Source organism: Bacteroidales bacterium (genome assembly GCA_035342335.1).
GTDB lineage: Bacteria > Bacteroidota > Bacteroidia > Bacteroidales > JAGONC01 > JAGONC01.
Genome location: DAOQWY010000001.1, coordinates 24,027 through 49,861 on the forward strand (window position 1 = coordinate 24,027; position 25,835 = coordinate 49,861).

A 25,835-nucleotide genomic window follows, 5' to 3' on the forward strand; every position below is an offset into this window, starting at 1 on the left:
ATTATGAATCTTTTAAGAACAACAATCCTTCTATTGGCTTTTGTTGTCCTGGTCGTCTGGGAAGGCACTGCCCAGAACCGTTCCTGGGGAATCAAGGGAGGTGTGAACCTGGGGACTCCCTATATGAAACCTGAGGAGGGATCCTCCGGATCGCTCGGTCTGGGGCCCCGGCTGGGTGCATTTGTGCGGCAGAAATTCAATGAGAAACTTTATTTTCAGCTGGAGGTCCTCTATTCGGTGAAGGGAGGCAACTACAAGACTCCGGTCTCCGGTGACACGCTTTACGAGCAAGTCATACTCGGTGATACATTTTACATCCCGACGTGGTACGAAGGATGGGTGGAGGGGGAATTTGGCAACCGGTACATTGATTTCCCGCTGCTGGCCCGTTACCAGTTCAGCCAGCGCTTCAGCATGCTTCTGGGGCCCCAGATTTCCTATCTTATAAGAGGATTCAATAAAGGAACGGCTGACATGCAGATCGGTGAAAATTATTCCACGGTATACGATGAACCGTTTGACATTAGCGACAAGATCAATAAATGGGATTACAGCATTCTGCTGGGTACCAGTTATGAATCCCGTTCCAGGTTGAATTTCGATTTGGGAGTCAGTGTTGGCCTGCGGTCCATCTTTGAAGAGGGGTATTCCGAAATGGATGGCATCGTTCGCAACATCTATCTCTCCGGAACCATTGGCTATCGTCTCAGCCGGGCACATCCGGGTACCGATCCTGAAAGTACTTCCGCCACCCTCAGCGAGTGTGTTGATTGACAAGCACACAGGCGCGCCTGGCTGCCTTTCCGTTTCCATTCAGGTCGAAGATCCGGGCAAAAATGACATATATCCCGGATCGCATCCTTACACCGGTTTCATCCTTGCCATCCCAGGTGAACACATTATTCATTCCCATCAGCGCATTGTCGACCAGGTTCCTGATCCTCATCCCTTCTGAATCAAATACCTGAATGTTGATCACACATCCCGGTTCGCTTTCTGAGCAGCAGATCGCCAGAAGATCATCCACACCATCGCTATCAGGAGTGAAGAGCTCCGGAACCACTGTCAGCCATTGATCCGATGCAGTGATGCCATTCGTGAACTGTGAATTTTGATAGCCGGGGGTTGCAAAACCTGAAGAAAAGGAGGCGGAGTGCCAGTTGGTCGGGTCATCGGAGGGCCGGTCGAAATGGATGCGCTCCAGTGAAATGCCATCCAGGTTGCTGATCAGGTCAAAGTGCAGGGATTCGCGGTACGACACCCGATCGATTACCTGTTCATCGTGCTTGTTGGCCAGAACGATCACAGATGCTGTCTGGTTAAAGGAAGGCCATCCGGTCATTTTGATGAAAGCGTCGGGATCCGGACACGGATACTGCCGGAAAATGGCGCGCGGATCCGGCGTCAGCGCCATATAACGGCCGGGTGCCAGAAGATGGCACCGGGTCTGGACCGGGTGCACGGAGACCAACAGCTGGCTGGTGGTGTCAAGCCTCGCAAGTACCAGGCCCGACAGATCGAAATAGCGGTCTGTCCGGTTATAGATCTCAATGAAGTCAGCTCCCTGGTCAAAAGGATTCAGAAGGATCTCATTGATGACGATGTCCATATAACCGGGCAGGGATGGGATCCCAAGAGGTAAAGTTGCCCCGGGCAGAAGGCTGTTGCCGGTACAATCGGTCATCGTATCCACCAGAACCAGCTGGTAGGAGACCAGCTCCTCCAGGGGCTCAGGAAAACGTGCAAGAACCGATTGATAATAATCACCAGTGGAGCCCACCGAAACCGGCTGCATCCCGGGAGGGTCGATCCTGTAATTCGAGGGTAACAGGAGTGAGCTGCTATCTATTTTTTCCGAAAATTCGATCCGGATCAGGTCGCCGGTTTCAATTCCGATCCCGGATAATCGCGGGGGGATGGTATCGCTGTTCTCTCCAGCGGCTGAATTCAACCTGCCCGGTGTTCCGCCTGCCGGATCGGTGCAAACGGTCCAGTTGCCTTCTTCCCCGCAGGGATTCAACGGATCGATCATTTCAAGTGACCATCCCCCTTCTTTTTTCCAGGTATCCGTGCACCATTCGCTATGATAGGTAACAGCGTGGATCAGTTGCTGCCCCGGGTTGGCCAGCGCCAGGGAGGCGCCCTCGTTGCTGAGCGCATAGGATGATGAAAGCAATGGAACAGAAGGCCCCAAAACGTTCAGGTCATCGTTTTGTGTTACAAGTAAATAACTCTTTGCCGGAAGACATACCTGAGGAAACACCTTTGGTTTACCTGCTATGGAGATTGTCCATCCTTCAAGGTTCACAGGCCAGCCGGAAACGTTGTAAAGCTCAAGGTATTCTACCGGAGGAAGTGATGAAGAGGGATCGGGATCCGCCATGATCTCGTTGATCAGAAGATCAAATGGCTGAGGCACATAGTATGAGAACGGAAGGGTGGTATCCATCATACGATTTCCTGCGGGATCGTGAATGTTGCTGATGTGAAGCTCATCCACAGAGCCGTTGGCAAAAGAGGAGGAAAAGTGCAGGATCACGCGGCGCGGATCGGCCTGATCAAGGCCTGCATGCTCCGGAGTCCCTCCACTGGAGGCAAGGCGATAGTTGACGGGATTGACAGCGTCGGATTCATTCACGATCTCGGAGAAGAAGATGCCGACCTGGTTGGAAGCAACCGCCAGGATCTGTTCAACGAAAGGAGCCACTGTATCCTGTTGGATGTACTGGATCAGGAAGTTGTCGAAATAAAATTTCTGACTGTTCGAGCTGGTGTAGGTGCACATGATCCCAAAGAAAGCTGGCGTGGACTGGAAATTGCCTGATCCGGAGGCTTCAGGCTGGAACGCAGGGGAGCCGTCGGAAGCAGAAAAGACCTCCCATTCGTCGTTGCTTTTATGCACGACCTTGATTTTCAAAGAGAAAGCTGTTGAAATACCTCCTTCCCGGCCACGGCATACGGAGGATGAATTCAGTCCTTCCTGGCGAAAGAGCTCCAGGGCATCGTTTGCGCCTGATTCGCCGAATTGCAGGTAATACCCATTCAGGGCACCGGTAAGATCAGGCTGGTCTGCAACCAGATAGATCCGGGTGAAGTTATTGGAGGAGGGACTGAATCCCATTTTGATCCAGAATTGCCATTCGGTGCTGTCGGCCAGGGAATTGGCCGTTACCAGTGAAGCGGTTCCGGATCCGCTGGAATACAGCTGCAGCTGTTCATCCGCATTGATTCTGAATGCTTCTGAATGGCCAATCCAGGGAGGATCTGCCGTGAAATTGCCATCCGAAAAATGGTCCGTCAGCTGTGCCTGTGATGGTAATGCGATTAGCATAAGCATGGAACAGATTGTGCGTTTCATGGGGAAATTTGTATAACCGTTAATCCCCCCGGTTACCAATTTGTTACCCTGGTACATCGAAAAAGGTGCGTGAAAATTCATACTTTTGCGCATCCAACTGAAACGGCGTGAAAATCTACAGGGGCATTGATGAGTTTAAGGGCACTGATTTTCCGGTAGTGACCGTGGGAACCTTCGATGGTGTTCACCTGGGTCACCAGAAGATCATTAACCGTTTGAAGGAAGTTGCGGAGGGAAAAGGCGGTGAAACGGTTGTGATCACCTTTGAACCGCATCCCCGTTCGGTCATCTATCCGGATTCCTGGAACCTGAAGCTGATCAATTCCCCGCAGAAAAAGACGGAACTCCTGCAGAAGACCGGCATCGATCATCTGGTGATCCTTCCATTTACGAAGGAACTCGCCAACATGACCTCCTATGAGTTTATCAGGCAGATTCTGGTGGAAGGGATCAAAATGAAATCGATCGTGGTTGGTTTTGACCACCACTTCGGAAAGGACCGGCTGGGGAATCACCATAGTCTCCGGGATTTCGGTAACAGCCTGGATTTTGAGGTTGAGGAAGTTTCTCCGATGTATATTGACGGTGTGGCAGTCAGTTCCTCAAAAATCCGGAATGCATTGAATGAAGGCGATATACGAACGGCGAACCGGTATCTGGGATATACCTATTCGATCCAGGGGAAAGTCATTCCCGGTTATCAGGTAGGCAGGACGATGGGTTTTCCCACAGCCAACATTGAGGTTGACGATTCGTTGAAGCTGATTACGGCCAACGGGGTCTATGCCTGCCGGATCCAATGGAAAGGCAGGGAGTTCAACGGGATGGGAAATATCGGGAACAGGCCTACACTGGACCGAAACGATCATACGGTTGAGGTCCATATCTTTGACTTTGACCACGAGATCTACGGGGATTTACTGATCATCAGCTGGATGGACAGGATCCGCGACGAAGTCAGGTTCGCTGATCTGGAGGCGTTGCGCAGGCAACTGGAGCAAGATAGGATTACGGTGTTAACGATCCTGGAAAGCAATACCTGATTACAGATCATCCGTCCTTATTCCGGCGAACTTCGTTGCAGAATGACTCCAAGCTCCAAAACACCCGGGATCTCAATTTTTGGGATAAGATTTTCAATTTCAACGCTGCAGCTTCCTTCTTCCGCAAAATGCAATCCTGTATGGAGCGGAAAGGTGATTTCACGGTATCCTTCTTCTTTCACACGGGATAAGAATGCTCCGTCAGAATCTTTCATTTTAAAATCATGCTCCATGCTCCTTTCTTCACCTCCGGGCATTTCCGTTACGACATTCACATAGAGGTTCCCAAACGGATAATTCTCTGAATGGCGAAGGATCAGCATCAAATCATAAGGAAACGAATTATCTGCTATCCTGAAATCAAAGGATTGTTTTTCAAACCGGGACCATGCCCTTTCCGGAAATGAGTTGAACACGGTCAGGCCCTTATCTCTTTTGCAGGCGAAAGGGAACCAAAGAAACAGGAAAAGAAGGGCAATCAGGATTCGCTGCATTACATTCATTTTTCAGGAAGCCTATTGCAAGGCTCACAGGATGATACCGGTACTCCGACAAAAATAGTTATTAGTTTTGTGTCATAATCCAATGCCTATGTCAGGATCCAAATTTTATGTCGTTTGGAAGGGAAAGAACCCCGGGATCTATGATTCCTGGCAGGAATGTGAAGAACAGGTCAGGGGTTACGAAGGGGCTGTGTATAAATCATTTCCCACCCGTGAAGCAGCAGAAAATGCTTTTGCGGCCGATCACAGGGACTTCATCAACAAGAGATCCTCTCAAACAGCAATGGATCTGTCTGTGTCTCGCGGTAGGTCTTCCCCTGTATGGGAAAGTTTATCGGTGGATGCTGCCTGCAAAGGGAATCCTGGCATACTTGAATACAGGGGAGTCTGGACAAAAAACGGTGAAGAGGTTTTTCGGGAAGGTCCCTTTCCGGAAGGTACCGTCAACCTTGGTGAATTTCTGGCCATTGTCCACGGGTTGGCCTTCTTGCAGAAACGAGGCCTTTCCTGTCCCGTTTACAGTGATTCCCGCACAGCCCTCAAGTGGGTGAAAGACAGGGCGATCAAGACAAAGCTTGTGCGAGGTCCCGCCAACCTGGAACTGTTCGGGCTCATTGACCGTGCTCTGACGTGGCTGCATGAACATCCGCATGCCAACCAGCTGTTGAAATGGGATACCGTTGCCTGGGGGGAGATCCCGGCGGATTTCGGGAGAAAATGATGTCACTCCTTTGTTTTATAAATTAATAATAATCAATTAGGTACACTCCATTTAAAAATTTTTTCATTTTTTTCCTGAAAACAGGGTCACATTTAGGGTGCTTGCGGGATTAACCATTAAAGTTGAGCTGCGCTGGCAGTCAACTCGACGGGGAGATGTCAAACCTTAAATGTGATTTTTTTATGAAACCGTATACTTTCGTTTTTACCGGATTGTCGTCACTGGCGATCCTTTTTTCAGCAACACCCAACCATGCTCAAACAGCTTTACTGCCCGGGGATCTGGTTATAACCGGATTTAACATGGATAATCCCGATGAGGTTTCCGTGGTGTTTATGGTAGCCATTGAAGCCGGGACGGAGATTCGGTTTACCGATAACGGGTGGAAAGCATCCGGCACATTCAGGACAGGGGAAGGGATTGATATCTGGACAGCGGACACTGATCATTTTGCAGGTGAGGAAGTGATCGTTCCCATTTCAGATATGGCCCTCTCCTCCAGTGGGGATCAGATCATCGTGTATCAGGGAACGGAGGAGACCCCCCTGTTTGTGGCGGCGATCAATGATGAGGGTGAGCACATCTGGCAGGAAGATGCTACGGATGCAAGTACTTCGGCGCTTCCTGCCGGACTGGAAAACGGGATCACCTGCGTGGCCCTGGCAGAAACGGATAATATGCTGTATGACAGGAACCTGGTATCGGGATCAACGAATGAACTGCTGCTATCTGTCAATGATTATCTTCATTGGACGGGCTCCGATACGCAGCGCCAGGTGCTGTCAACAGCCGGGTTTACGATTATCAGCAGCGAGGCAGAGCCTGCCGGGCTCCAGATTGTGTCCATAAACGGGGGAACAGACCCCCTGGTAAATGAACCTTTTTACGTGAGCATCCAGACAGTGGATTCCACCGGCAGTCCCTGCCCGGTGGATGAGGATATACCCATCGGCCTGATGCCTGTAAGCGGAACAGGGAATCTGTACGGAAACACTCAGGATACCTTGCCGGCAGGCCAGAGCGTTTGGACCTTTTCCGGGGTGAAGTACGACGTTGCAGAAAACAACGTGATGCTGGCTGTCGCGGCTCTGGGTGGTTCCTCCCTGCAGGCGGATACCAGTAATCCGTTCTCCGTGCTGCCTCCGCCTCAGGTTGTGATCAATGAGATTCATTATAACGGACCGGAAACAGGAACGGATACGACCGAATTCATTGAAATCTGCAATGCCGGAAACGCGCCGGTAGATCTCAGTGGTTATTATTTTTCCCAGGGAATTACGTTTACATTTCCGGACGCTGCAATCCTGCCGGCAGGCGGATATGCCGTGGTTGCTTATTCTTCCGGTTTGTACACCGGACAGGGATACACGGCCTATCAATGGCAGAGTGGCACGCTGAGCAATACCGGTGAGGCCATTGCTTTACGGAGTCCTGCCGGCCAGCTGACCGACAGCGTGGCTTACGGTGATGGTCCAGCCTGGGGCAACGGCGCCCCGGATGGCTACGGACCCTCACTGGAGCTGGCCGGGTGCAGTTTGGACAACAGTGAATCCGGAAACTGGAAAGCCAGTCATTGCAATGGAGGCACCCCCGGTCAGGTCAACAGCCTGGCTCCGGTGTCGGCGGCCTGGGCAGGAGGCTACGCCGGACAGGAGCATAACTGGGCGGTGCCATCCAACTGGCTGGCCGGACAGTCAGCAGGAGCGGGCACGCAGATCACCGTTCCCGATAGTGTCAACGCAACCCTCATCGTTGATCACCCCTTCCAGTGTCAGGATCTGATCCTGGAGCCGGGTGCCCTGCTGACCATTGCCCCGGGGGACACACTTACGGTCGGGCAATCGCTGACCCTGCTGGCTGATTCGTCAAAGGTAGCTTCGCTTGTAGCGGAGAATGACCAGGCTGCAGTCATTGTCAACGGCAGTTCCACGGTCCGGCTCTTTCTGACCGGCGGCACATCACGCGATCCGGAGGATGCCATTTATCATTATCTTGCCTCTCCCGTGGATCAGATCACTGCAGGGGATGTTTTCCCGGGCAGTGCCTTTGTCAGGAAATACAATGAGCCTGTTCAGCAATGGGAAAACCTTTCTTCCGGAAGCCCTCTTATCCCTGTAAGTGGTTATTCTGCCTGGCTTGCCGGAGGGAGTGCCTTTGTGAACTTCACCGGATCCCTGAATTCCGGGTTGCAAACCATCAGCGGACTGAACTATACCCCTCCCGGAATTCCATCCTATCAGCCAGAATATGCCGGATACCATCTGATCGGAAATCCCTACCCTTCGTCGTTGAACTGGGATCATCCGGCCATCCTGAAGAATCAGGTTCAGAATGCCATCTATTTTTGGAATCCAGGGCTTGATGGCTACTCCTCGTACATCAATGGGGTGGGGAACAATCCGGAAACAACGGACGCGAACATACCGGCCATGCAGGGATTTTTCATCAGGGTGGATGAACCTGGTCAAACAGGTTCGGTAACCTTTTCAAATTCATCCCGCCTTCATGAAATGACAGGTTATTACCGATGCCCGTCGCCTCCCGGATCGCTGCTCAGGATAGCATCATCGGGCAATGGCAAACAGGACCAGACAACCCTCTGCCTCCGGGAAGGCTCAACGGGGGATTTTGATCCGGATTTTGATGCGCATAAGCTTTTCGGGGGAGATAATGTGCCCCACGTCTATTCTGTATCAGAAGACGGGTATCCTCTGTCAGTGAACTGTTTTCCTTCACTAAGAGAGTTGAATGGTGTAATGATCGGATTTATGACCGGTTCTATGGGGACCTATCAGCTGGCATTTTCTGGTCTGGAGTCATTTCCACCGGGGACGGTGTTTCTCCTGGAGGACCTGGCTGCGGATTCGCTGGTGGATTGCCTGTTGCATCCCGTCTATTTTTTCACGTATTCCACCGGCGATGATCCCGAACGGTTCATCTTGCATTTTACAATGCCTTCAGGCCGGGAGGAATTCACCCCCGGGAAGATGATCATCATTCCATCGGAAAACTGTCTGAACATCGCTTTACCTGCCTGGATCAAAGAAGGGATGCTTCATATCGTTGATCTGACAGGGCGTCTGGTCCACCTGGAAGCCATTCACACCGCCCCGCTGGTGGTCCCGTTGCGTCAGGGACATGGATGGATGATCGTGAAAGTGATCACCGGAAGCGGGGTCCTTTCTCAAAAAGTATATGTACCTTAAAATGAATAACTTATGAAGAAAATCGACATTCGAATGATCATCAGGATCTGCAGCCTTTCAGCCCTATGGTTTGTTTTTCAGAACGTGCTGGTAGCGCAGCCTGATCCGGGAATGAACGGTGACAGCACACTGGTGGGCGGAGGCCCGTTATCCGGTGGCGTTCCGCTGGGTAGTGGTTTATTTTTCTTTTTGCTTTTCGGCATCGGCTATGGATTAAGGAAATGGGTGTCGGCGAGGCGTAAAAATGAGTGACAAGGAACTGGCTGCTGGGATCCCGTTCAGGCAGTCCGGCGGGCAGGGAACACGGTCACTGTTGGAAGGTATCAGCAGGTTCTTTCTGTTGATGGCAGTCCTTTATCTGTTCTGGTGGATCTGGGAAAAACCCCTGAATTTTTTCCCGGTTACCCGATGGATCAATGAGTTCTCTGGCTGGATGGTACAGGGGCTTTACCGCGACAGTGAGCGGATCCTGACCAGGGTTTTTCATCTGCAGGCCTGGTACGATGGTCAAAGGATCTGTCTGGGGTCACCGGGTTCGCTGAGTATCAGTTATCCCTGTTCAGGGATCCGTCAATTTACCCAGTTTACACTTTTGATGATTTTTTATCCCGGACCGTGGAACCGTAAAGCATGGTTTGTCCCAGCGGGATTATTGGTGGTGCATTTTACCAATTTAATACGGATTGTCGGTCTTTCACTGGTGATCGTTTACATACCGCGGTACTGGGATTTATTCCACGGATTCATCACCAAGGGCATGTTTTACCTGGTCTTTTTTCTGCTCTGGATCCTATGGGAAGAATACGTCAGCCGGGGGAATTTTTTCACCCGGAGCCTGCCTCCTGCCGGAAATCAGGATCATTGAAGGACGAACGAAGTCTGGCCTATTTCGGTATCCCCGGTGTAGATGGATACAACATACTGACCCTCCGTGAGCGGTTCGTAGCTGTCGCGGTGGATCCAGTAGGTGCAGCTTTCTGTTGCTTCGGTGTTGTAATCAACGGTCTGATGAATGGAATACTGGAGGAGGGCACCCAAATAGGAAAAGGTAAACTCCTCGCCTTTTCCCTTGGAAAGGATCATATTATCCGGACGGGCAATCCGGATGTAAATATCTTTCTGTCCCGGGGAAATAAGCTGGTTGGCAGCCAGTGTAAAGCAGATTTTAATCTTGTCCACCCGGCGTGCCTTATCTGTCACTTTTTCCTCTTCGGCACTTTTAAAACGAATCCCGGAAGCACTGATATTATAGGCGTTCAGGACCGCAGCTTCGGTGATCCGCTGAGTCAGTACTTCCTTATCCTTTACCAGGCTTTCAGTTTTTCGCTGTTCTTCCTCATAGTTTTGCCTGATGGCCAGGTTTTCTTCCTTCAAAGCCTTGTTGACTGTGAACAGGGAGTCGATCTGTTTCAGGTAACTCTGGGATACCTCGCGCAGGTTATCCAGCTTCTTCTTGATTTTGTTATATTCCCATTGTGTGTCAAGTAATTGCTTTATTTCCAATGCATTAGATTGGATAACACTATCCTTGACCATAAGCACGTCGCTCAGCTCACCGTATTCCTGTTTGATTTTTTCGTGTTCAATCAGCAGTGAATCCAGTTCACCCTGGAGGTTCGCCCGCATAGCTTCTCTTTCAGTGGTCAGGGTCCGGACTTCTTTGTTTGTCCTGACATATTTGCTGATATAGACCCCGGCCAGGATGGCAAGCAGTAAAATCGCGGCCAGGTAGATCCAGGATCTGGATTTATTCACGGAGGATCCCTTATCAGGTTCTCCGAATGAATAGCTCGTACTCATAGGATGTCATTTTAAGATAAACGCCGGTTTAATCCCAACAAATATACAGGATATCCGGATAAAAAAATAATTATCAATGACCGGGTGTACCAGGCACCAGAAAATGATCGCCGGTTTCTTCCACGATTTTCCTGTACCAGTCTTCGCCATAGCCAGGTTGTTCGACCCTGGGACTATAATATTTGTATCCTTCCGGGACTTCCAGAGTCGTCTTGATATTTCCGTCCATATACCGTGTAAAGAGATAGGCCCACAGGTGCTGCCAGGTTTTCAGCGTGAGTTCGCTCTGCCCGGTTGAAAATTCTGTCAGGAGCTCAACGGCTGCTTTTGGGTCTTTCTTGTAGAGTTCAAGCGCTTTCTGGTCGGTTTCCCTGACGCTTTCGATGAAGTTGTTTTCGAGGTCAACCTGGGCTTTACGGATCTCGGGATGAATGTCGCTGTAGCGTGTATAGGCGAAATTCGACACCATGTTGAACACCCAGAAGGCGCTGTTGAAGGTGAATTCCATCATGGAGCCGTTACCGGCGGCAAAAGCTTCCGGTGCTTCCGTGATACTGCAGTACATGGGCACAAAGACATTGCTGGCTGCATCGTCCACTCCAAACCAGTGAATCCCTCCGATGGGGTTGGGCAGCCAGGACCTTGACTGGGCGACAAAGACAAAACCGCACTGCTGGGAGCAGGTTGCACGTTCGTTGCAGTACACCTTATCATCCACCTGAAAAGTAAGCGGGCGCCAGCGGTAAGGATTTTTATAGGGTCCGGCACCCATGTCTCTGGTCATATCCAGCGGTGTGCCTTCCAGGTGATCACGCATAAAATCCATCATATCCTCTACGGAGATCTTGCGTTCGGGTTTGATCCAGAGGGGCATTCGGTTTTTTAGATTGTGGCCGGATGCATAATCGAAATATTGATCCATACCCGAGTTAACCTGCCGGAAGAAGGCCCACACGCGCACTTCACAGAACCGGGCGGCGCTGAAATCCAGTGGTGCATAGGTATCGGAAAAGCTGAAATCCTGGTCTTTACTGTCGAAGTATTTTTTGGTGCGGGCAAACGCGATCACATCGTCAGCATAAACACATTCCACGGCAGGATCAGCGATCTTATCGATCTGCGAGAAGGTGATGGATGTTTTACCATTGGCAAGGGGGAACGTGGTGATCCTGGCATGGTTGGCGTGGGCGCTGACATATCCGTCGGGTATGCGGAGGGCGACCCATACGGCCCCTTTCTGGCCTTCCCCTTTCCCGATGATCTCAAAGATCCATGCCTCATTGGGATCTGAAACGGAGATGGACTCCCCGGAGCTGGCATAACCATATTCCGCGACCAGGCTTGTCATGACCCTGATGGCTTCCCGTGCTGTTTTGGAACGCTGAAGGGCGATATACATCATGCTGCCATAATCCATGATGGCCCCTGACTGGCTTGAAAGCTCCTCACGTCCTCCGTAGGTGGTTTCGCCAATGGCTACCTGGTGCTCATTCATGTTCCCGATCACATTGTAGGTTTTGGGGGCCTGTTTGATTTTTCCCAGATACTTGCCGGTATCCCATTCATATATGTCCAGCAGGGCGCCATCCGGGTAGGAAGCTGCAGCCCAGTGATAAAGTTCACCGTACAGGGTATGTGAATCGGCTGAATAGCTGATCATGACCGAGCCATCAACTGAGGCGCCTTTGGTGACCAGGAAATTGGTACAGGCGCTGGAGGTCATCCATGGACTTGTTCCGGCAAGGAAGAGCACACTGAGTGCTGCACGAAAAAAATGTTTCATAATAAAAGAATTTGATTTCTGCTTTTTACTTTTTGATCTTTGCTATTTGATTTTAATCCGTCACCATTCCCACGCCCACCGTGTTATTGGTGCCTTCATCGATCAGGATCAGCGATCCGGTTTTTCTGTTTCGTTTATACGGGTCGATCAGCAAAGGCTGTGTAGTACGCAGGGATACGCAGGCAATTTCGTTCAATGTCAAATTTTTATCTTCATGGTTTTTACTCAGATTATTGACATTGACCTTATAAAGAACATTTTTTACGATACACCTGACATCTTTGGTTGTATGTTTCACAGCGTACTTACCGTTGAGTTGCAGTGGCCGTTCACTCATCCAGCAAACCATTGCATTGATATCCTGGGTAATGGAAGGTAAATTATCTTCCCGGGCAAACAGGTCGCCCCGGCTGATATCGATATCATCCTTGATGCGCATGGTCACGGACATCGGCGGGTAGGCCGCGTCTAACTCCTTGTCATAGAAGTCGATCGACTCGATCGTTGTGATTTGTTGTTGAGGCAGGACCATAATTTTATCTCCTTTACGGAAGATCCCTCCGTCCACCCTGCCAGCATATCCCCTGTAATCGGGATGATCGTCTGACTGGGGCCGGATCACATACTGAACGGGAAAACGGGGGTCGGTCATGTTGTAATCACTTGCAATGTCAATGGTTTCGAGGGTATGCATCAGGGTCCCTCCTTCATACCAGTCCATATGGGCGGAAGGTTCCACGACATTATCACCGAGCAGGGCGCTCAGGGGCACAAAGCGGATGTCACGGGGTTCGAGTTTTTTGGAAAACTCAATGAATTCATTTTTAATGTTTTCGTACACTTCCTGTTTGAACTCCACCAGGTCCATTTTGTTAATGCAGATGATCAGGTGCTGGATTTCGAGCAGGGAAGCGATGTAGGAATGCCGGAATGTTTGCTCGGTCACCCCGTTGCGGGCATCGATGAGGATGATGGCGGCGTTTGCGGTGGAGGCTCCGGTCACCATATTGCGGGTATATTGCACGTGGCCGGGGGTATCGGCGATGATGAACTTACGTTTTGGCGTGGCGAAATAGCGGTAGGCGACATCTATGGTGATTCCCTGCTCCCTTTCCGCCCGCAGACCATCGGTGAGCAGTGCAAGATCTACCCGTTCATTTCCACGGCGGATGCTGGCTCGTTTTACAGCTTCCAGCTGATCCTCGAAGATGGATTTGCTGTCGTAGAGAAGCCTTCCAATCAGGGTACTTTTGCCGTCGTCGACACTGCCTGCGGTGGTAAAGCGCAGCAGCTGCATGTCAAGGTAACCTTTGCTCGAGAATTTTTCTTCCATTCAATCGTCAAGTTTACGGTCTTCAGTTAAAAATACCCTTCGCGTTTACGGTCTTCCATTGCCGCCTCCGAACGAAGGTCATCATACCGACTCCCGCGTTCGGTTACACGGGTGGCCGCAATCTCCCGGATGATGTCCTCCAGTGTGTTTGCCGTTGACAGGCTCAGGCCCGTGCAGGTGATATCCCCCACCGTGCGGCATCTGACGGTTTTGACCTCCACTTTTTCGTTGGGTTTGAGTTTCATGAACGGTGCATAGGCAAGCCATACGCCGTCGCGGTTGAACACTTCCCGGGTATGGGTGTAGTAAAGATCCGGCAGTTCGATGTTCTCCATATAGATATACTGCCAGATATCCATTTCCGTCCAGTTGCTGATGGGAAACACCCTGAAATGTTCCCCGAGGCGTTTTTTGCCGTTAAAGATGTTCCACAGTTCCGGTCGTTGGTTTTTCGGATCCCATTGCCCGAATTCATCGCGGTGGGAGAAAAACCGTTCTTTCGCGCGGGCTTTTTCTTCGTCACGGCGCCCGCCGCCAATGGCGGCATCGAATTTATATTCGGCAATCGTATCGAGCAGGGTGGTGGTTTGAAGTACGTTCCGGCTGGCACTGTACCCTGTCTCTTCCACAACACGGCCCTTGTCGATCGATTCCTGGACGGAGCCCACCACCAGTCGCGCCCCGATTTTTTTTGCCAGGTCATCCCTGAAATCCAGGGCTTCCTGAAAATTGTGCCCTGTGTCAATGTGCAACAGCGGAAAAGGAATCAGGGATGGATGAAATGCTTTGAGGGCCAGATGGACCAGTACGATCGAGTCTTTTCCCCCTGAAAAGAGAAGGCACGGACGCTCAAACTGAGCTGCCACCTCCCGCATGACACAGATGGACTCAGATTCAAGCTCCCGGAGGTGATTTAAATGGTATTTCTTCATTTGTTGATCCTGTCAATCCATTAACGACCATTCCTGATCTGTGGGAGAACAAAGTTCAGCAGCTGTTGTACTGATTCTTCCACGGTCAGCTGATCGGTTCGTATTTCAAGGTTGCAGTTCAGCGGTGCCTCAAACGGGGAGTCTATTCCTGTAAAGTCCCTGATCTTTCCGTTCCTGGCCAGCTTGTACAATCCTTTTACATCCCTTTGTTCACAGATCTCCAGCGGGGCATTGACATAGACCTCCAGGAAATCCCCGGGACCGATGATTTTTTTGGCCATTGCCCTGATCTCGTTGGTGGGGGAAATGAAGCAGCTGATCACAATGATTCCGCAGTTTAAAAAAAGCTTCGACACCTCAGCAATTCTGCGAATGTTCTCACGGCGGTCTTCACCGGTAAAGGACAAATTGCAGTTGATACCGCTGCGGATGTTATCTCCGTCGAGCATCTGTGTCATGTACCCCATCGAGAAAAGCTCCTTTTCCAGGTAACTTCCAAGGGTGGTCTTCCCGGAGCCTGACAGCCCGGTAAGCCAGAGAACCCTTGACCGTTGTTTAAGGAACCTTTCTTTATCGGATCGCTGAATGATCTTGTGGAATTCCGGATATACCCTCCTGGTATCCTCCAGGGTGTTTTCCCTTGTTTTCTTCATATCTCCGACCATGATGTCTGCAACCGTTACCATTGCCCTAATTCTCAGGCAGGGTTGCAAAAATAGTGATTTTTCTTTTCCAAAAGGGATTAATCATCCGGGCCCGACATTCCCTGCTGAAGCGGCCCCTTTTTTTGGCCGGCTATGTCCGATCCGCTGATGCTTCGCCCGTCAGGGTAGCAGAGGTGCACCCGGTTATGCGCACGTTGATATATTCCCCGGGCTTGAAATCACGGGCAGGGAACACAACGACTTTATTCTGACTGTTCCGGCCCGAAAGGTGGTGTTGTGACTTCCGTGACCGTCCTTCCACCAGTACTTCGGCTATTTTCCCGATGTCTTTTTCATTGCTTTGGAGCGAGAGTGTTTGCTGGAGCCGGATGATTTCGTCCAGGCGCCGGCTTTTGACATCGCCGGGAACATCATCGTTATATTTTTTGGCCGCGATGGTGCCAGACCGTTCGGAGTAGCGGAACATATAGGCAAAGTCGAACGCCGCCTCCGTCATGATGGAAAGGGTTTCCAGATGGTCTTCCTCCGTTTCGCCGCAGAAGCCGGCAATGATGTCCGTTGAAATTGTACAGTCGGGAATATGTTGCCTGATCGCCCTGATCCGGTCCATATACCACTCCCGTGTATATTTCCGGTTCATTCGGTTCAGCATGTGGTCGCTACCTGACTGGACCGGCAGGTGAACCGACCTGCAGATGTTCGGATAGGAGGCAATGACGGTGATCAATTCATCCGAAAGGTCTTTGGGATGGGATGTGGCAAACCTGACACGAAGCAAAGGATCAATTCCGGCCATCCTTCCCAGGAGGCCTGAAAAATCCACTAGTTTTCCTTGCTCATTCCAGGTGTAGGAATTTACATTTTGACCAAGCAGGGTGACTTCCCGGTATCCCTGTTCAACCAGACCGGTGGCTTCCCGGATAATGGATCCCGGGTCGCGGCTTCGCTCCTTACCCCGCGTATACGGCACCACACAGTAGGAGCAAAAATTTTCGCAGCCCCTCATGATCGAAATAAATGCACTTACCCCGTTGCTGCCCAGCCTTACCGGCCGGATATCCGCGTAGGTCTCTTCTTCCGACAGCAGTACATCCACCGCCCGCTGACCGCTTTCCACCGTTGAAAGCAAATCCGGGATGTGCCGGTATGCATCCGGACCGATCAGCAGGTCAATCAGGGATTCCTCTTCCAGTAAAGTCTCTTTGAGCCGCTCCGCCATACAACCCAGCAGCCCGATGATCAGTGACGGTCTTTTCTTTTTCAGGATGCTGAGCTCCTTCAACCGCCTTCTCACCCTTTGTTCAGCATGCTCCCTGACGGAACAGGTGTTGATGAAGATCACATCAGCCCTGTCCGGTCCGTTGGTCATTTCATATCCGTGGCTAAGCATCAGGGATCCCACAATCTCACTGTCCGAGAAGTTCATCTGGCACCCAAAGGTCTCAATGTAGAGTTTTTTTATTTCCGGCACTCTGATCCTTGGTTTTGGATATAATTAGAAATCAATAGCTTAAAAAAAGAATTGCAAAAATAACAAATATATTCTAAAGTTTTTCTTGATGAAAGGGTCACAAAATTCGCATTTCCGGATTAATCAATAAAAGTTATAATTTTGCCACGTTTTTTAAAAACAAATACCAGAAGGATGACTAAAAATCTTGTCATTGTTGAATCTCCTGCAAAAGCTAAAACGATTGGTGGTTTTCTTGGAAAAGACTTTCTGGTGAAGTCGAGCTTTGGTCATGTGAGGGATTTACCCAAGAAAAACCTGAGTGTCAACATTGAAAAGGATTTTATTCCGTATTATGAGATAACTCCCGATAAGGTCAGGGTTGTTGCTGAGCTGAAGAAACTCGCAAAGGAGGCTGAAGTAGTCTGGCTTGCTTCCGATGAGGACAGGGAAGGGGAAGCCATTTCATGGCACCTTGTGGAGGCGTTGCATCTGGAGGAGGAGAAAGTCAAGCGGATCGCCTTCCATGAAATCACCCGGACGGCCATTGCGGAAGCCATCAGCAACCCCCGTAGCATCGACATGAACCTGGTGGATGCCCAGCAGGCGCGCCGTGTGCTTGACCGCCTGGTCGGCTTTGAGCTCTCCCCGATCCTGTGGAAAAAAGTGAAGCCCGCCCTGTCTGCCGGGAGGGTGCAGTCGGTTGCCGTCAGGCTGATCGTGGAGAGGGAAGAAGAGATCAAAGCCTTTAAGGTTACCGCATCCTATAAGATCACCGCTCACTTTGATGTGGAGACCCTGCAGGGAAGAGTCGTGCTCCAGGCTGAACTGCCACAGCGTTTTGATACCAGACAGGAAGCTGTCGGGTTCCTTGAAAAATGCAAAAATGCCACGTTCCGGATCGGGGATATCGAAACCAAACCGTATACGAAATCACCGGCTCCCCCTTTTACAACCTCCACCCTCCAGCAGGAATCCAGCCGTAAACTAGGACTCCCGGTGGCAAGTACCATGCGCATCGCCCAGCAACTTTATGAAGCAGGCAAGATCACCTATATGCGTACCGATTCAGTGAACCTCTCCTCCCTGGCACTTGCCGCTGCACGTGATGTGATCACCTCCACCTATGGTAAGGAATACGTCAAAACCCGACAGTACACAACCCGGACCAAGGGTGCACAGGAAGCCCACGAAGCGATCCGTCCTACCTACCTGGATCAACCCTCCGTTGAAGGAGACGCCACGGAGAAAAAACTTTACGAACTGATCTGGAAACGGACTATCGCCTCCCAGATGAGCGAAGCCCAGGTCGAAAAAACGCTCATCACCATCGACATTTCCACAACTTCCGAAAAATTCGTTGCCAAAGGCGAGGTCGTCCGCTTTGATGGCTTCCTGAAGGTTTACCATGAGTCACAGGATGATGAGAATGCAGAGGATCAGGGCAGTGTGCTCCCTCCTGTGACGATAGGTCAGGAACTGTTTCTTAAAGACTTAGCCGCCACCCAGAAGTATGCGCAACCTCCCTCCCGTTATTCTGAGGCCACACTGGTGAAAAAACTTGAAGAACTTGGCATCGGAAGGCCCTCAACCTATGCCCCCATCATTTCTACCATCCAGAAACGTGAATATGTTGAAAAAGGAGATAAGACAGGGGAGTGGAGAAATTATGAGGTGATCATCCTGAAAAACGGGAATTTCCATGAAGAGATAAAGAAAGAGAAATTCGGCTTTACCAAGGGCAAACTGATCCCTACCGACATTGGGATTCTGGTCAACAGCTTTCTGGTCAGGCATTTCATGAATATCATGGATTACCATTTTACGGCAAGGGTGGAAAAGGATTTCGACGAAATTGCACAGGGCAGGAAAGTGTGGAACGAAATGATCAAAAAGTTCTATGGCCCATTCCACCAACAGGTCGAAACCACGCTGAACAGCAGCGAAAAGGCGAAAGGGGAAAAACTTCTGGGAACGGATCCGGTGACGGGCAAAAATGTCTATGTGAAACTGGGAAAATATGGTCCGATTGCCCAGCTGGGTGAAACGGATAATTCGGTAAAACCTAAATTTTCACGGCTGAAGAAAGAGCAGAGCATGGAGACCCTGACCCTGCAGGAGGCTCTGTCGTTATTTAAGCTTCCCCGGGAACTCGGTACGTTTGAGGACAGTGAGGTTTCGGTCGGGCTGGGAAGGTTTGGCCCTTACATCAGACACAAAACCAGTTATTATTCGCTGGAAAGAACGGATGATCCCTATACCATACTGTTGGAGCGTGCAATGGAGATCATTGAGCTTAAGCGGGTGGAAGAGAAAGAAAAGATTATCAGCGACTACGAAGGTGATCCACCTGTGCGAATCATCAAAGGCCGCTATGGTCCATACATTTCCATCGGTAAGGATAATTATAAAATTCCAAAGGAAAAAGATCCGGGCAAGCTTACCAGGGAGGACTGTCTGATGATTGCACAAACCACGCCGGCATCCCGGTCCAGAAAGAAGTCAGGGAAAAGGAAATAGGGATCGCGGGGATCCTACCGAATAAACCTTCCTTATGGATATATCAATCTATTTTGAACCGGTTCTCCGTCAGGATTTTATGGATGCCATCAATCCCAATCGCGGAAAGATGGGTGACATCATCCGTGCCTTCGACGAGTCGGGCTGCTTTCCTGAACTGTTCGAACCCGGCATCGCCCTGCTGGGTGTCAATGAAGACAGGCAGGCACCTGACAACAAGGGCTGCGGAATGGCTCCTGACTCCATACGGGAGAAACTGTACAACCTCTATGCTGCAGATCCAAACCTGCACTTGCTTGATCTGGGGAACATCAAACAGGGTTTCGGTATCGATGATACATTCTTCGCCCTGAATGCGGTTGTGGCTGAACTGGTGAAACGGAACATCATCCCCGTCATTCTCGGCGGCAGCCAGGACCTTACCTATGCCAACTATACTGCGTATGAAAGCCTGGGTCAGATCGTGAACATTGTGACCATTGACAAAGAATTTGATATCGGCAGCTCTGAAGATGCATTCGATTCACGTTCCTATATCAGCAAGATCATCCTGCACAAGCCGAATTTTCTGTTTAACCTGACCAACATGGGGTATCAGACCTATTTTGTTGATCAGGATGCCATCAGGCTGATGAAGAACCTGTTTTTTGACGTGTACCGTCTTGGCGAGATCAGGGCTGACCTTCAGCAGGCAGAGCCCCTGGTTAGAAATGCGGATCTGTTGAGCGTTGATATCTCATCCATTCGGTACTCCGATGCTCCGGGGTGTGCCCACACCTCTCCCAATGGTTTTTACGGGGAGGAGATCTGCCAGATCATGCGTTATGCCGGATTAAGTGACAAACTGACCTCCCTGGGGATCTACGAGGTCAACCCAACCTACGACTCCCATGAACAGACTGCTCATCTGGCCGCCCAGATGGTCTGGTATTTCATTGACGGATACCTTGGCCGGTTCCATGAGTTTCCCTACAAGGACAAGGATCAGTACGTTAAGTATATGGTTCGTATTGAAGGCCAGGGAGATGAAATCATTTTTTATAAAAGTAAGCGCAGCGACCGCTGGTGGATGGAAGTGAATTGCCCTCCCGACATGCAGGTAAAATACGCCAGGCATTACCTGGTGCCCTGTTCCTATAAAGATTATCAGACTGCTTGTGAAAATGATATTCCTGACCGCTGGTGGCAGGCCTATCAGAAGCTGATGTGATCCTGTCAGCCTGTGATCCTGTCAGGATTATCCGAGATGAATGTTTTCCAGCTGGTATGCTTTCCTCCCGAGAGACCAGGATTTTTCTGCAAATAATGACACACAGCCGCAGCCAGTCCATCGGTGGCATCCAGGTATTGAGGTGCTTCCTTCAGCGAAAGCAGAATGGTCAGCAACGAAGCCACCTGTTCTTTCGTTGCACTTCCCTTACCGGTAATGGACTGCTTGATCTTCCTCGGGGAATATTCGGTGATGGGTACCGAACGATAGAGAGCCGCAGCCATGGCCACCCCCTGGGCTCTTCCGAGCTTGAGCATCGACTGGACATTCTTTCCGTAAAAGGGAGCTTCAATCGCCATTTCATCCGGTTTGTATTCATCGATCAGGTAAAGTGTCCTTTCGAAGATACGCTGAAGGCGGGAGAGATGATCCTGCATCTTATCCAGCTTGATGACCCCCAGGGCGATCAGTTCCATGGATGACCCGTGGTCGTGGATCAGACCGTACCCCATGATGGTCGTGCCGGGATCAATTCCCAGTATGATACGGTCGGTCATCAAAAGCAGTTCATTTCTGCAAAAATAAACGGTTTTTAATCACCGTCAACCCTCAGCTTTCAACTGTTTTATCAGGGCTTCCGCGATGATCAGATCCCCGGGATGGGTGATCTTTATGTTGCGGGGATCCCCTTCGATCAGGTGGATCGGGTGGCCTGCCGTCTCAAGAACGGTTGAATCGTCGGTAAACGATTCACTGAAGGGCTGCTGGTAGGCCTTTTTGATCAGATCTGCCCGGAATACCTGGGGAGTTTGAATGATACGGATGTTTTCACGGGGGATGGGCCTGTGGATACCTTCTTGCGTTATCCTGACCGTTTCCACCGGCCGGATAAAGGGTATGGCGCTGCCGTATTCCTGTGCACTCAGAAAGCAGTTACGGATCAGCTGGGAGGAGATGACAGGGCGTGCACCGTCGTGTATGGCTACCAGACTATCACCAGGTACCCTTTCCAGGCCATGCCGGACGGAATAAAAACGCAAGGTACCACCTTCAACCATTTGATGAGGTATATCGAACCGTAATGAGCTGATCAGTGATTTCCATTCGGGAATCTGTGCCGGAGGCAGGACGACGACCAATTGAATGGAGGGGATGGCTAGCCTAAAAGCGTTGATCGCATGCATCAGCATGGGTTGTCCCCCGATATGCAGAAATTGTTTTGGGATGCGGCTATTCATCCGTGCACCTTCTCCCCCGGCGGCAATCACGGCATATTTAAGGTCGGGATTCACCAATCAGATGATAAGCATGGCATCCCCGTAAGTGAAGAACAGGTAATTGTTCTTGATGGCCTCTTTGTAAGCGTCCATCACAAAATCATAGCCTCCGAATGCAGTCACCTGCATCAGCATGGGTGACATGGGCATGTGGAAGTTGGTGATCATGGCATTCGCAATGCTGAATTCGTATGGGGGAAAAATGAATCTGTTGGACCAGCCGTTGAAGGGTTTGAGGTAACAGGCAATGGAAACCGACGACTCCAGCGCTTTCATGGTCGTTGTCCCGACGGCGCAGACGTAATGTTTTCCTTCTTTGGCACGGTTGACGGCATTGGCTGTTTCATCGCTGATGAATACTTCTTCCGAATCGGTCTTGTGTTTTGTCAGGTCCTCGACATCGATTTCCCTGAAATTTCCAACACCTGCATGCAGGGTGATTTCTGCGAAAGACACGCCCCGTAGCTCGAGCCGCTTCATAAGTTCGCGGCTGAAGTGAAGTCCGGCGGTGGGAGCGGCAACAGCCCCTTCTGCCTTGGCATAAATGGTCTGGTACCACTCCTGGTCCTCAGGCAGGATCTCCCGGATCTTTTGAAGCTCTTCGGGAAGAGGTGTCTTTCCCAGCGACTGGATTGTTTTTTTAAACTCCTCATAAGGCCCGTCAAACAAAAAACGCAGTGTCCGGCCACGGGAAGTCGTATTGTCGATGACCTCTGCCACCAGTGCATCATCCTCCCCGAAATAAAGCTTATTCCCAATGCGTATCTTGCGCGCGGGATCAACCAGCACATCCCATAACCTCGACTCGGAATTAAGTTCACGCAAAAGAAAGACCGTGATCTTGGCACCGGTTTTTTCTTTTTCACCCAGCAAAAGAGCCGGAAAAACTTTCGTGTTGTTGATGACAAAAACATCCCCCTCTCCGAAATACTCCACAATATCCTTAAACGCCCGGTGTTCAACTTTCTTGGTGTTCCGGTGCAATACCATCAACTTTGATTCATCCCGGTGTTCCGGCGGATTCACGGCGATCAATTCCTTTGGCAAATGATATCTGAACTGAGATAATTTCATATGTCTATATTAATATTATTTGGATCGTATAAATAAAATGGGTGCAAAGGTAATCATTATTCGGTTAAAAATCAATAAGAAAGTTAAAAACTGTACCCATTTGAGCCGGTAGATCAGCCAGGGATTTGTTTTTCTTTGCGGAGCAGTGACAGCAGTTCGCCAGGTTCAGTGGCATTTTCCAGCAGGTAAGGGCCAATCCTTGTCCGGCACAGGGAATCCAGGTATGCGCCGCACGCAAGGTGTTGGCCGAAGTCACGTGCCAGCGCACGTATATAGGTTCCCTTGCTGCACACGATCCGGAAGGCCACTTCCGGAAGCTGGACGGATGTGATCTCAAATTGATGGATTGTGATCTTTTTGGGTTCGATCACTACCTGCTGGTTATCTCTTGCATAGAGATAGGCAGGGATGCCCTGCACTTTGGTGGCTGAGAACGCGGGAGGAGTCTGCTTCTGCTCACCTGTGAAATGGCTGGCGGCGTGGAAGATCTGTTCGGCCGTAAGATGGTCTGTAGGATAGGTCTGATCGATTTCGGTTTCTTTATCAAAGGAAGGTCGGGTCGCTCCCAGGATGAACTGGCCGGTATACTCTTTTTCCATCTCCGTGAATTCGATGACTCGCTTGGTATGCTTTCCTGTACAGACGAGTAGAAGTCCCGTGGCCAGCGGATCCAGTGTACCCGCATGGCCGATCTTGATTTTCGGAAAACTGCGGTATTCCCGCAGTAACCGGCGGATGTAGCCAACCATGTCAAAGGAGGTCCAGCCCAAGGGTTTGTTCATTAACAGCAGCTGTCCGCTGATGAGCTCCTGGTTCTGGGGGAAGAATGTTTCATTCATCATGCTCAGGGATTCATGGTACCGATCAGCCGCCCCAGATGATGGCCACGATCCCGATAACAAGGCAATACAGGGCGAACCATTTCAGTTTTCCTTTTTTAACGAGACCTACCATCCATTTACAGGCAATCAGTCCGCTGATGAAAGCCGACACAAAACCGATGAGCAGGGGAACGCTCCCCACCTCAACATTGTTTTGCAGGTTGCCTCCGGTCAAATCCATGAAGTTGGCCCCCAGGACAGGTATGATGACCATCAGAAAAGAAAAACGGGTCACATCCTCTTTTTGGTTTCGTAGCAGCAGTCCGGTGGAAATGGTGGCTCCGGATCGTGAAATACCCGGCAATACGGCAACAGCCTGTGCAATACCGATGATCATTGCGTCGAGGAATGGAATCGTTTTCAATCCCTGTTTCACCAGCGTGGTCAGCCCAAGAAGGATGGCGGTGATGATCAGCATACTGCCGACAAAGACGGTATTGCCGGTGAAATAAGCCTCCACTTCTTCGCGGAAAAAGAATCCCAAAAAGGCCACGGGGACCATCGAAATTAAAATTTTAGCCATGAACTGCATTTCGGGATTCCAGCGGAAGGCCAGCAGACCTTTCAGCAAACGAAGGATATCTTTGTAAAATACCACCAGGGTGCTGAGTACCGTTGCTCCGTGCACAACGACCGTAAAAGTGAGGTTTTCCGATCCCTGTAATCCGAAAAGAACCTTGCCCAGCTCAAGATGCCCGCTGCTGCTCACCGGAAGAAACTCGGTCAATCCCTGGATCAGGCCCAGGATCAGCGCAGTCAGTCCATCCATTGTTTCCGGTATTGATGGTATGGTGGTTTTAGTCTTCTTTTGTTTTCCGCATGATGGCGAAGATCTCCATGATGAATCCAGCCAGAATCAGGATGGGTGCCAGGGTGATCCTCCGGAAGGAGAAAATTTTGTAATTGAAAACAGCGGGATCATCCGAACCTCCTCCAATCATCAGCAGAAATCCCACCAGGATAAAGAGCAGGCCAAGGATCAGTAAGCGGTAATTCTTGCTGCCAAATGCAAACTCCTTTGTTTTTACATCAGGTGTTCTGGCTTTTTGAATGGGCTCCGGGGATTTCTTTTTCGCATTCATAGGATTGAATTTAATAGTACAGTTCGTCGGTTCTGATGTTCAGGTATTTTCTGACCGCGAGCCAGGTGGAGATCCAGGTCAGGATGATCCCCATCAGGATGACACCGCCCATCATTGACAGGAGCAGGGTCAGATCATTCAATGCCTTTATTTCGGGAATTTCACGCTGTGCCCACCATACAACAAGCAGGAGCAGCAAGCAGGCAATGATCCCGCCGATAAGTCCCTGCAAAATACCTTTCCTGACAAAAGGTCTGCGGATGAATCCCTGGGTGGCCCCCACCAGCTGCATGGTCCTTAAAAGAAACCGTTTGGCGTAAACGGAAAGCCGTATGGTATTATTGATCAGCGCTATGGCAATGAGAAGCAGCAATATGCTGATGCCTGTCAGCAGGTAGGTTAACCTGCGGGTATTCGCGTTCACGATGTCAACCAGTGATTTTTGATAGAACACTTCCCTGACATCCGTGTTCTGAAGAAGAGCCAGTTCGATCCCGGGTATGCTGTCGTTATTGGTGTAGGCTGCTTTCAGGTGAACATCAATGGAAGGCAGCAGGGGATTATATCCCAGGAAGGTTATGAAATCCTCCCCCAGCTGTTCTTTCAGGTCAGCCGCCGCTTTTTCCTTTGGTATGTATTCCGTATATTTAACAAACGGCGACCTGTCGAGTTTTTTCTGAAATTCGAGGATGCTGGCCTCTTTCACATTCTCGTTCATGATCACCGACAGGCTGATGTTTTCCTTTACGTGCCTGGAGAGCCGGTCAGCCTGCAGGAGCAGCAGGCCCAGCAGGCCGAGCATGAACAAGACCATCGTGATGCTGACCAGTGTCGTGATGTAGGATGATCTGATCCGCCTGCGGTTATAGTGCTCTTCCCTGAGGCTCATACTGTTTTTTGAGGGAGCTAAGGTATAAAAATTTGGGATGCGGGGCACGGTTTCCCCTGTTTTTAGTAACTTCGCAGGCCGGATGGGCATTCACAGGGATTTTCCAAT

At 50.4% G+C, this 25,835-nt stretch carries 23 protein-coding genes; 8 read left to right on the forward strand and 15 right to left on the reverse strand.

The features are described from left to right. The first annotated feature begins 3 nt into the window (after positions 1-3). The gene (locus tag PKI34_00110) at positions 4-774 is read left to right on the forward strand and encodes a porin family protein (GenBank protein HNS16205.1); all 771 of its coding nucleotides are present in this window, start codon (positions 4-6) and stop codon (positions 772-774) included. Here PKI34_00110 and PKI34_00115 read toward each other — a convergent pair. Further along, positions 755-3,358: a lamin tail domain-containing protein gene (locus tag PKI34_00115; protein ID HNS16206.1), complete on the reverse strand. Its 2,604-nt coding sequence runs from the start codon at positions 3,356-3,358 to the stop codon at positions 755-757. The genes PKI34_00110 and PKI34_00115 overlap by 20 nt on opposite strands. 107 nt (positions 3,359-3,465) lie before the next feature. Here PKI34_00115 and PKI34_00120 point away from each other — a divergent pair, with 107 nt between their 5' ends. Beyond that, a complete protein-coding gene (locus PKI34_00120; GenBank protein HNS16207.1) occupies positions 3,466-4,401 on the forward strand; it encodes a bifunctional riboflavin kinase/FAD synthetase in 936 nt (311 codons plus the stop codon). A gap of 17 nt (positions 4,402-4,418) precedes the next feature. Here the strand turns inward: PKI34_00120 and PKI34_00125 are convergent, their stop codons facing one another. Beyond that, positions 4,419-4,895, reverse strand: coding sequence for a gliding motility lipoprotein GldH (locus tag PKI34_00125; GenBank protein ID HNS16208.1), 477 nt, complete (start codon positions 4,893-4,895; stop codon positions 4,419-4,421). 97 nt (positions 4,896-4,992) lie between these two features. Between PKI34_00125 and PKI34_00130 the strand changes: the two genes are divergently transcribed. The 4 genes from PKI34_00130 to PKI34_00145 all read left to right on the forward strand — a co-directional run bounded on the left by PKI34_00130 (position 4,993) and on the right by PKI34_00145 (position 9,696). After that, positions 4,993-5,625, forward strand: a complete 633-nt coding sequence (locus PKI34_00130; GenBank protein HNS16209.1) for a ribonuclease H family protein — start codon at positions 4,993-4,995, stop codon at positions 5,623-5,625. 182 nt (positions 5,626-5,807) lie between these two features. Continuing rightward, complete coding sequence (locus tag PKI34_00135) at positions 5,808-8,831, forward strand: lamin tail domain-containing protein (protein ID HNS16210.1); 3,024 nt, start codon at positions 5,808-5,810, stop codon at positions 8,829-8,831. 12 nt (positions 8,832-8,843) lie between these two features. Then, positions 8,844-9,083, forward strand: coding sequence for a hypothetical protein (locus PKI34_00140; GenBank protein HNS16211.1), 240 nt, complete (start codon positions 8,844-8,846; stop codon positions 9,081-9,083). Continuing rightward, positions 9,076-9,696: an exosortase/archaeosortase family protein gene (locus PKI34_00145; GenBank protein HNS16212.1), complete on the forward strand. Its 621-nt coding sequence runs from the start codon at positions 9,076-9,078 to the stop codon at positions 9,694-9,696. Before PKI34_00140 ends, PKI34_00145 begins: the two co-directional genes overlap by 8 nt. On the opposite strand, the gene PKI34_00150 is transcribed toward PKI34_00145, so the two are convergent. From PKI34_00150 to miaB, 6 genes are all read right to left on the reverse strand, one after another. After that, the gene (locus PKI34_00150) at positions 9,690-10,631 is read right to left on the reverse strand and encodes a hypothetical protein (GenBank protein HNS16213.1); all 942 of its coding nucleotides are present in this window, start codon (positions 10,629-10,631) and stop codon (positions 9,690-9,692) included. The two genes, PKI34_00145 and PKI34_00150, sit on opposite strands and share 7 nt — an antisense overlap. 73 nt (positions 10,632-10,704) lie before the next feature. Next, entirely contained in the window at positions 10,705-12,414 is a 1,710-nt protein-coding gene (locus PKI34_00155; protein ID HNS16214.1) for a C69 family dipeptidase, read from the reverse strand. 52 nt (positions 12,415-12,466) lie between these two features. Beyond that, positions 12,467-13,747 carry a sulfate adenylyltransferase subunit CysN gene (cysN, locus tag PKI34_00160; protein ID HNS16215.1) on the reverse strand — a complete coding sequence of 427 codons (1,281 nt, stop codon included), beginning with the start codon at positions 13,745-13,747 and terminating at the stop codon, positions 12,467-12,469. 26 nt (positions 13,748-13,773) lie between these two features. Further along, the gene (cysD, locus tag PKI34_00165; protein HNS16216.1) at positions 13,774-14,679 is read right to left on the reverse strand and encodes a sulfate adenylyltransferase subunit CysD; all 906 of its coding nucleotides are present in this window, start codon (positions 14,677-14,679) and stop codon (positions 13,774-13,776) included. A 20-nt stretch (positions 14,680-14,699) separates the two neighbouring features. Further along, the gene (gene cysC / locus PKI34_00170; protein HNS16217.1) at positions 14,700-15,332 is read right to left on the reverse strand and encodes an adenylyl-sulfate kinase; all 633 of its coding nucleotides are present in this window, start codon (positions 15,330-15,332) and stop codon (positions 14,700-14,702) included. Positions 15,333-15,474: 142 nt separating this feature from the next. After that, a complete protein-coding gene (gene miaB, locus PKI34_00175) occupies positions 15,475-16,815 on the reverse strand; it encodes a tRNA (N6-isopentenyl adenosine(37)-C2)-methylthiotransferase MiaB (GenBank protein ID HNS16218.1) in 1,341 nt (446 codons plus the stop codon). A 174-nt stretch (positions 16,816-16,989) separates the two neighbouring features. On the opposite strand from miaB, the gene topA reads away from it, so the two are divergent. Then, positions 16,990-19,314 (forward strand): type I DNA topoisomerase, encoded by a 2,325-nt coding sequence (gene topA, locus PKI34_00180; GenBank protein HNS16219.1) that lies wholly within the window; start codon positions 16,990-16,992, stop codon positions 19,312-19,314. Positions 19,315-19,348: 34 nt separating this feature from the next. Further along, positions 19,349-20,524, forward strand: a complete 1,176-nt coding sequence (locus tag PKI34_00185; protein HNS16220.1) for a formimidoylglutamase — start codon at positions 19,349-19,351, stop codon at positions 20,522-20,524. Between the two features lie 5 nt (positions 20,525-20,529). Here the strand turns inward: PKI34_00185 and ruvC are convergent, their stop codons facing one another. From ruvC to PKI34_00220, 7 genes are all read right to left on the reverse strand, one after another. Then, positions 20,530-21,084, reverse strand: a complete 555-nt coding sequence (ruvC, locus tag PKI34_00190; protein ID HNS16221.1) for a crossover junction endodeoxyribonuclease RuvC — start codon at positions 21,082-21,084, stop codon at positions 20,530-20,532. Between the two features lie 42 nt (positions 21,085-21,126). After that, positions 21,127-21,816 (reverse strand): 2-C-methyl-D-erythritol 4-phosphate cytidylyltransferase, encoded by a 690-nt coding sequence (locus tag PKI34_00195; protein HNS16222.1) that lies wholly within the window; start codon positions 21,814-21,816, stop codon positions 21,127-21,129. A gap of 3 nt (positions 21,817-21,819) precedes the next feature. After that, the gene (queA, locus tag PKI34_00200) at positions 21,820-22,875 is read right to left on the reverse strand and encodes a tRNA preQ1(34) S-adenosylmethionine ribosyltransferase-isomerase QueA (protein HNS16223.1); all 1,056 of its coding nucleotides are present in this window, start codon (positions 22,873-22,875) and stop codon (positions 21,820-21,822) included. 113 nt (positions 22,876-22,988) lie between these two features. After that, a complete protein-coding gene (gene truB, locus PKI34_00205) occupies positions 22,989-23,717 on the reverse strand; it encodes a tRNA pseudouridine(55) synthase TruB (GenBank protein ID HNS16224.1) in 729 nt (242 codons plus the stop codon). Between the two features lie 22 nt (positions 23,718-23,739). Continuing rightward, a complete protein-coding gene (locus PKI34_00210; GenBank protein ID HNS16225.1) occupies positions 23,740-24,525 on the reverse strand; it encodes an undecaprenyl-diphosphate phosphatase in 786 nt (261 codons plus the stop codon). Between the two features lie 28 nt (positions 24,526-24,553). Beyond that, positions 24,554-24,838: a DUF3098 domain-containing protein gene (locus PKI34_00215; GenBank protein HNS16226.1), complete on the reverse strand. Its 285-nt coding sequence runs from the start codon at positions 24,836-24,838 to the stop codon at positions 24,554-24,556. Between the two features lie 10 nt (positions 24,839-24,848). Then, on the reverse strand, positions 24,849-25,727 hold the full coding sequence (locus PKI34_00220) for a permease-like cell division protein FtsX (protein HNS16227.1): 879 nt from the start codon (positions 25,725-25,727) through the stop codon (positions 24,849-24,851). Positions 25,728-25,835: the final 108 nt, after the last annotated feature.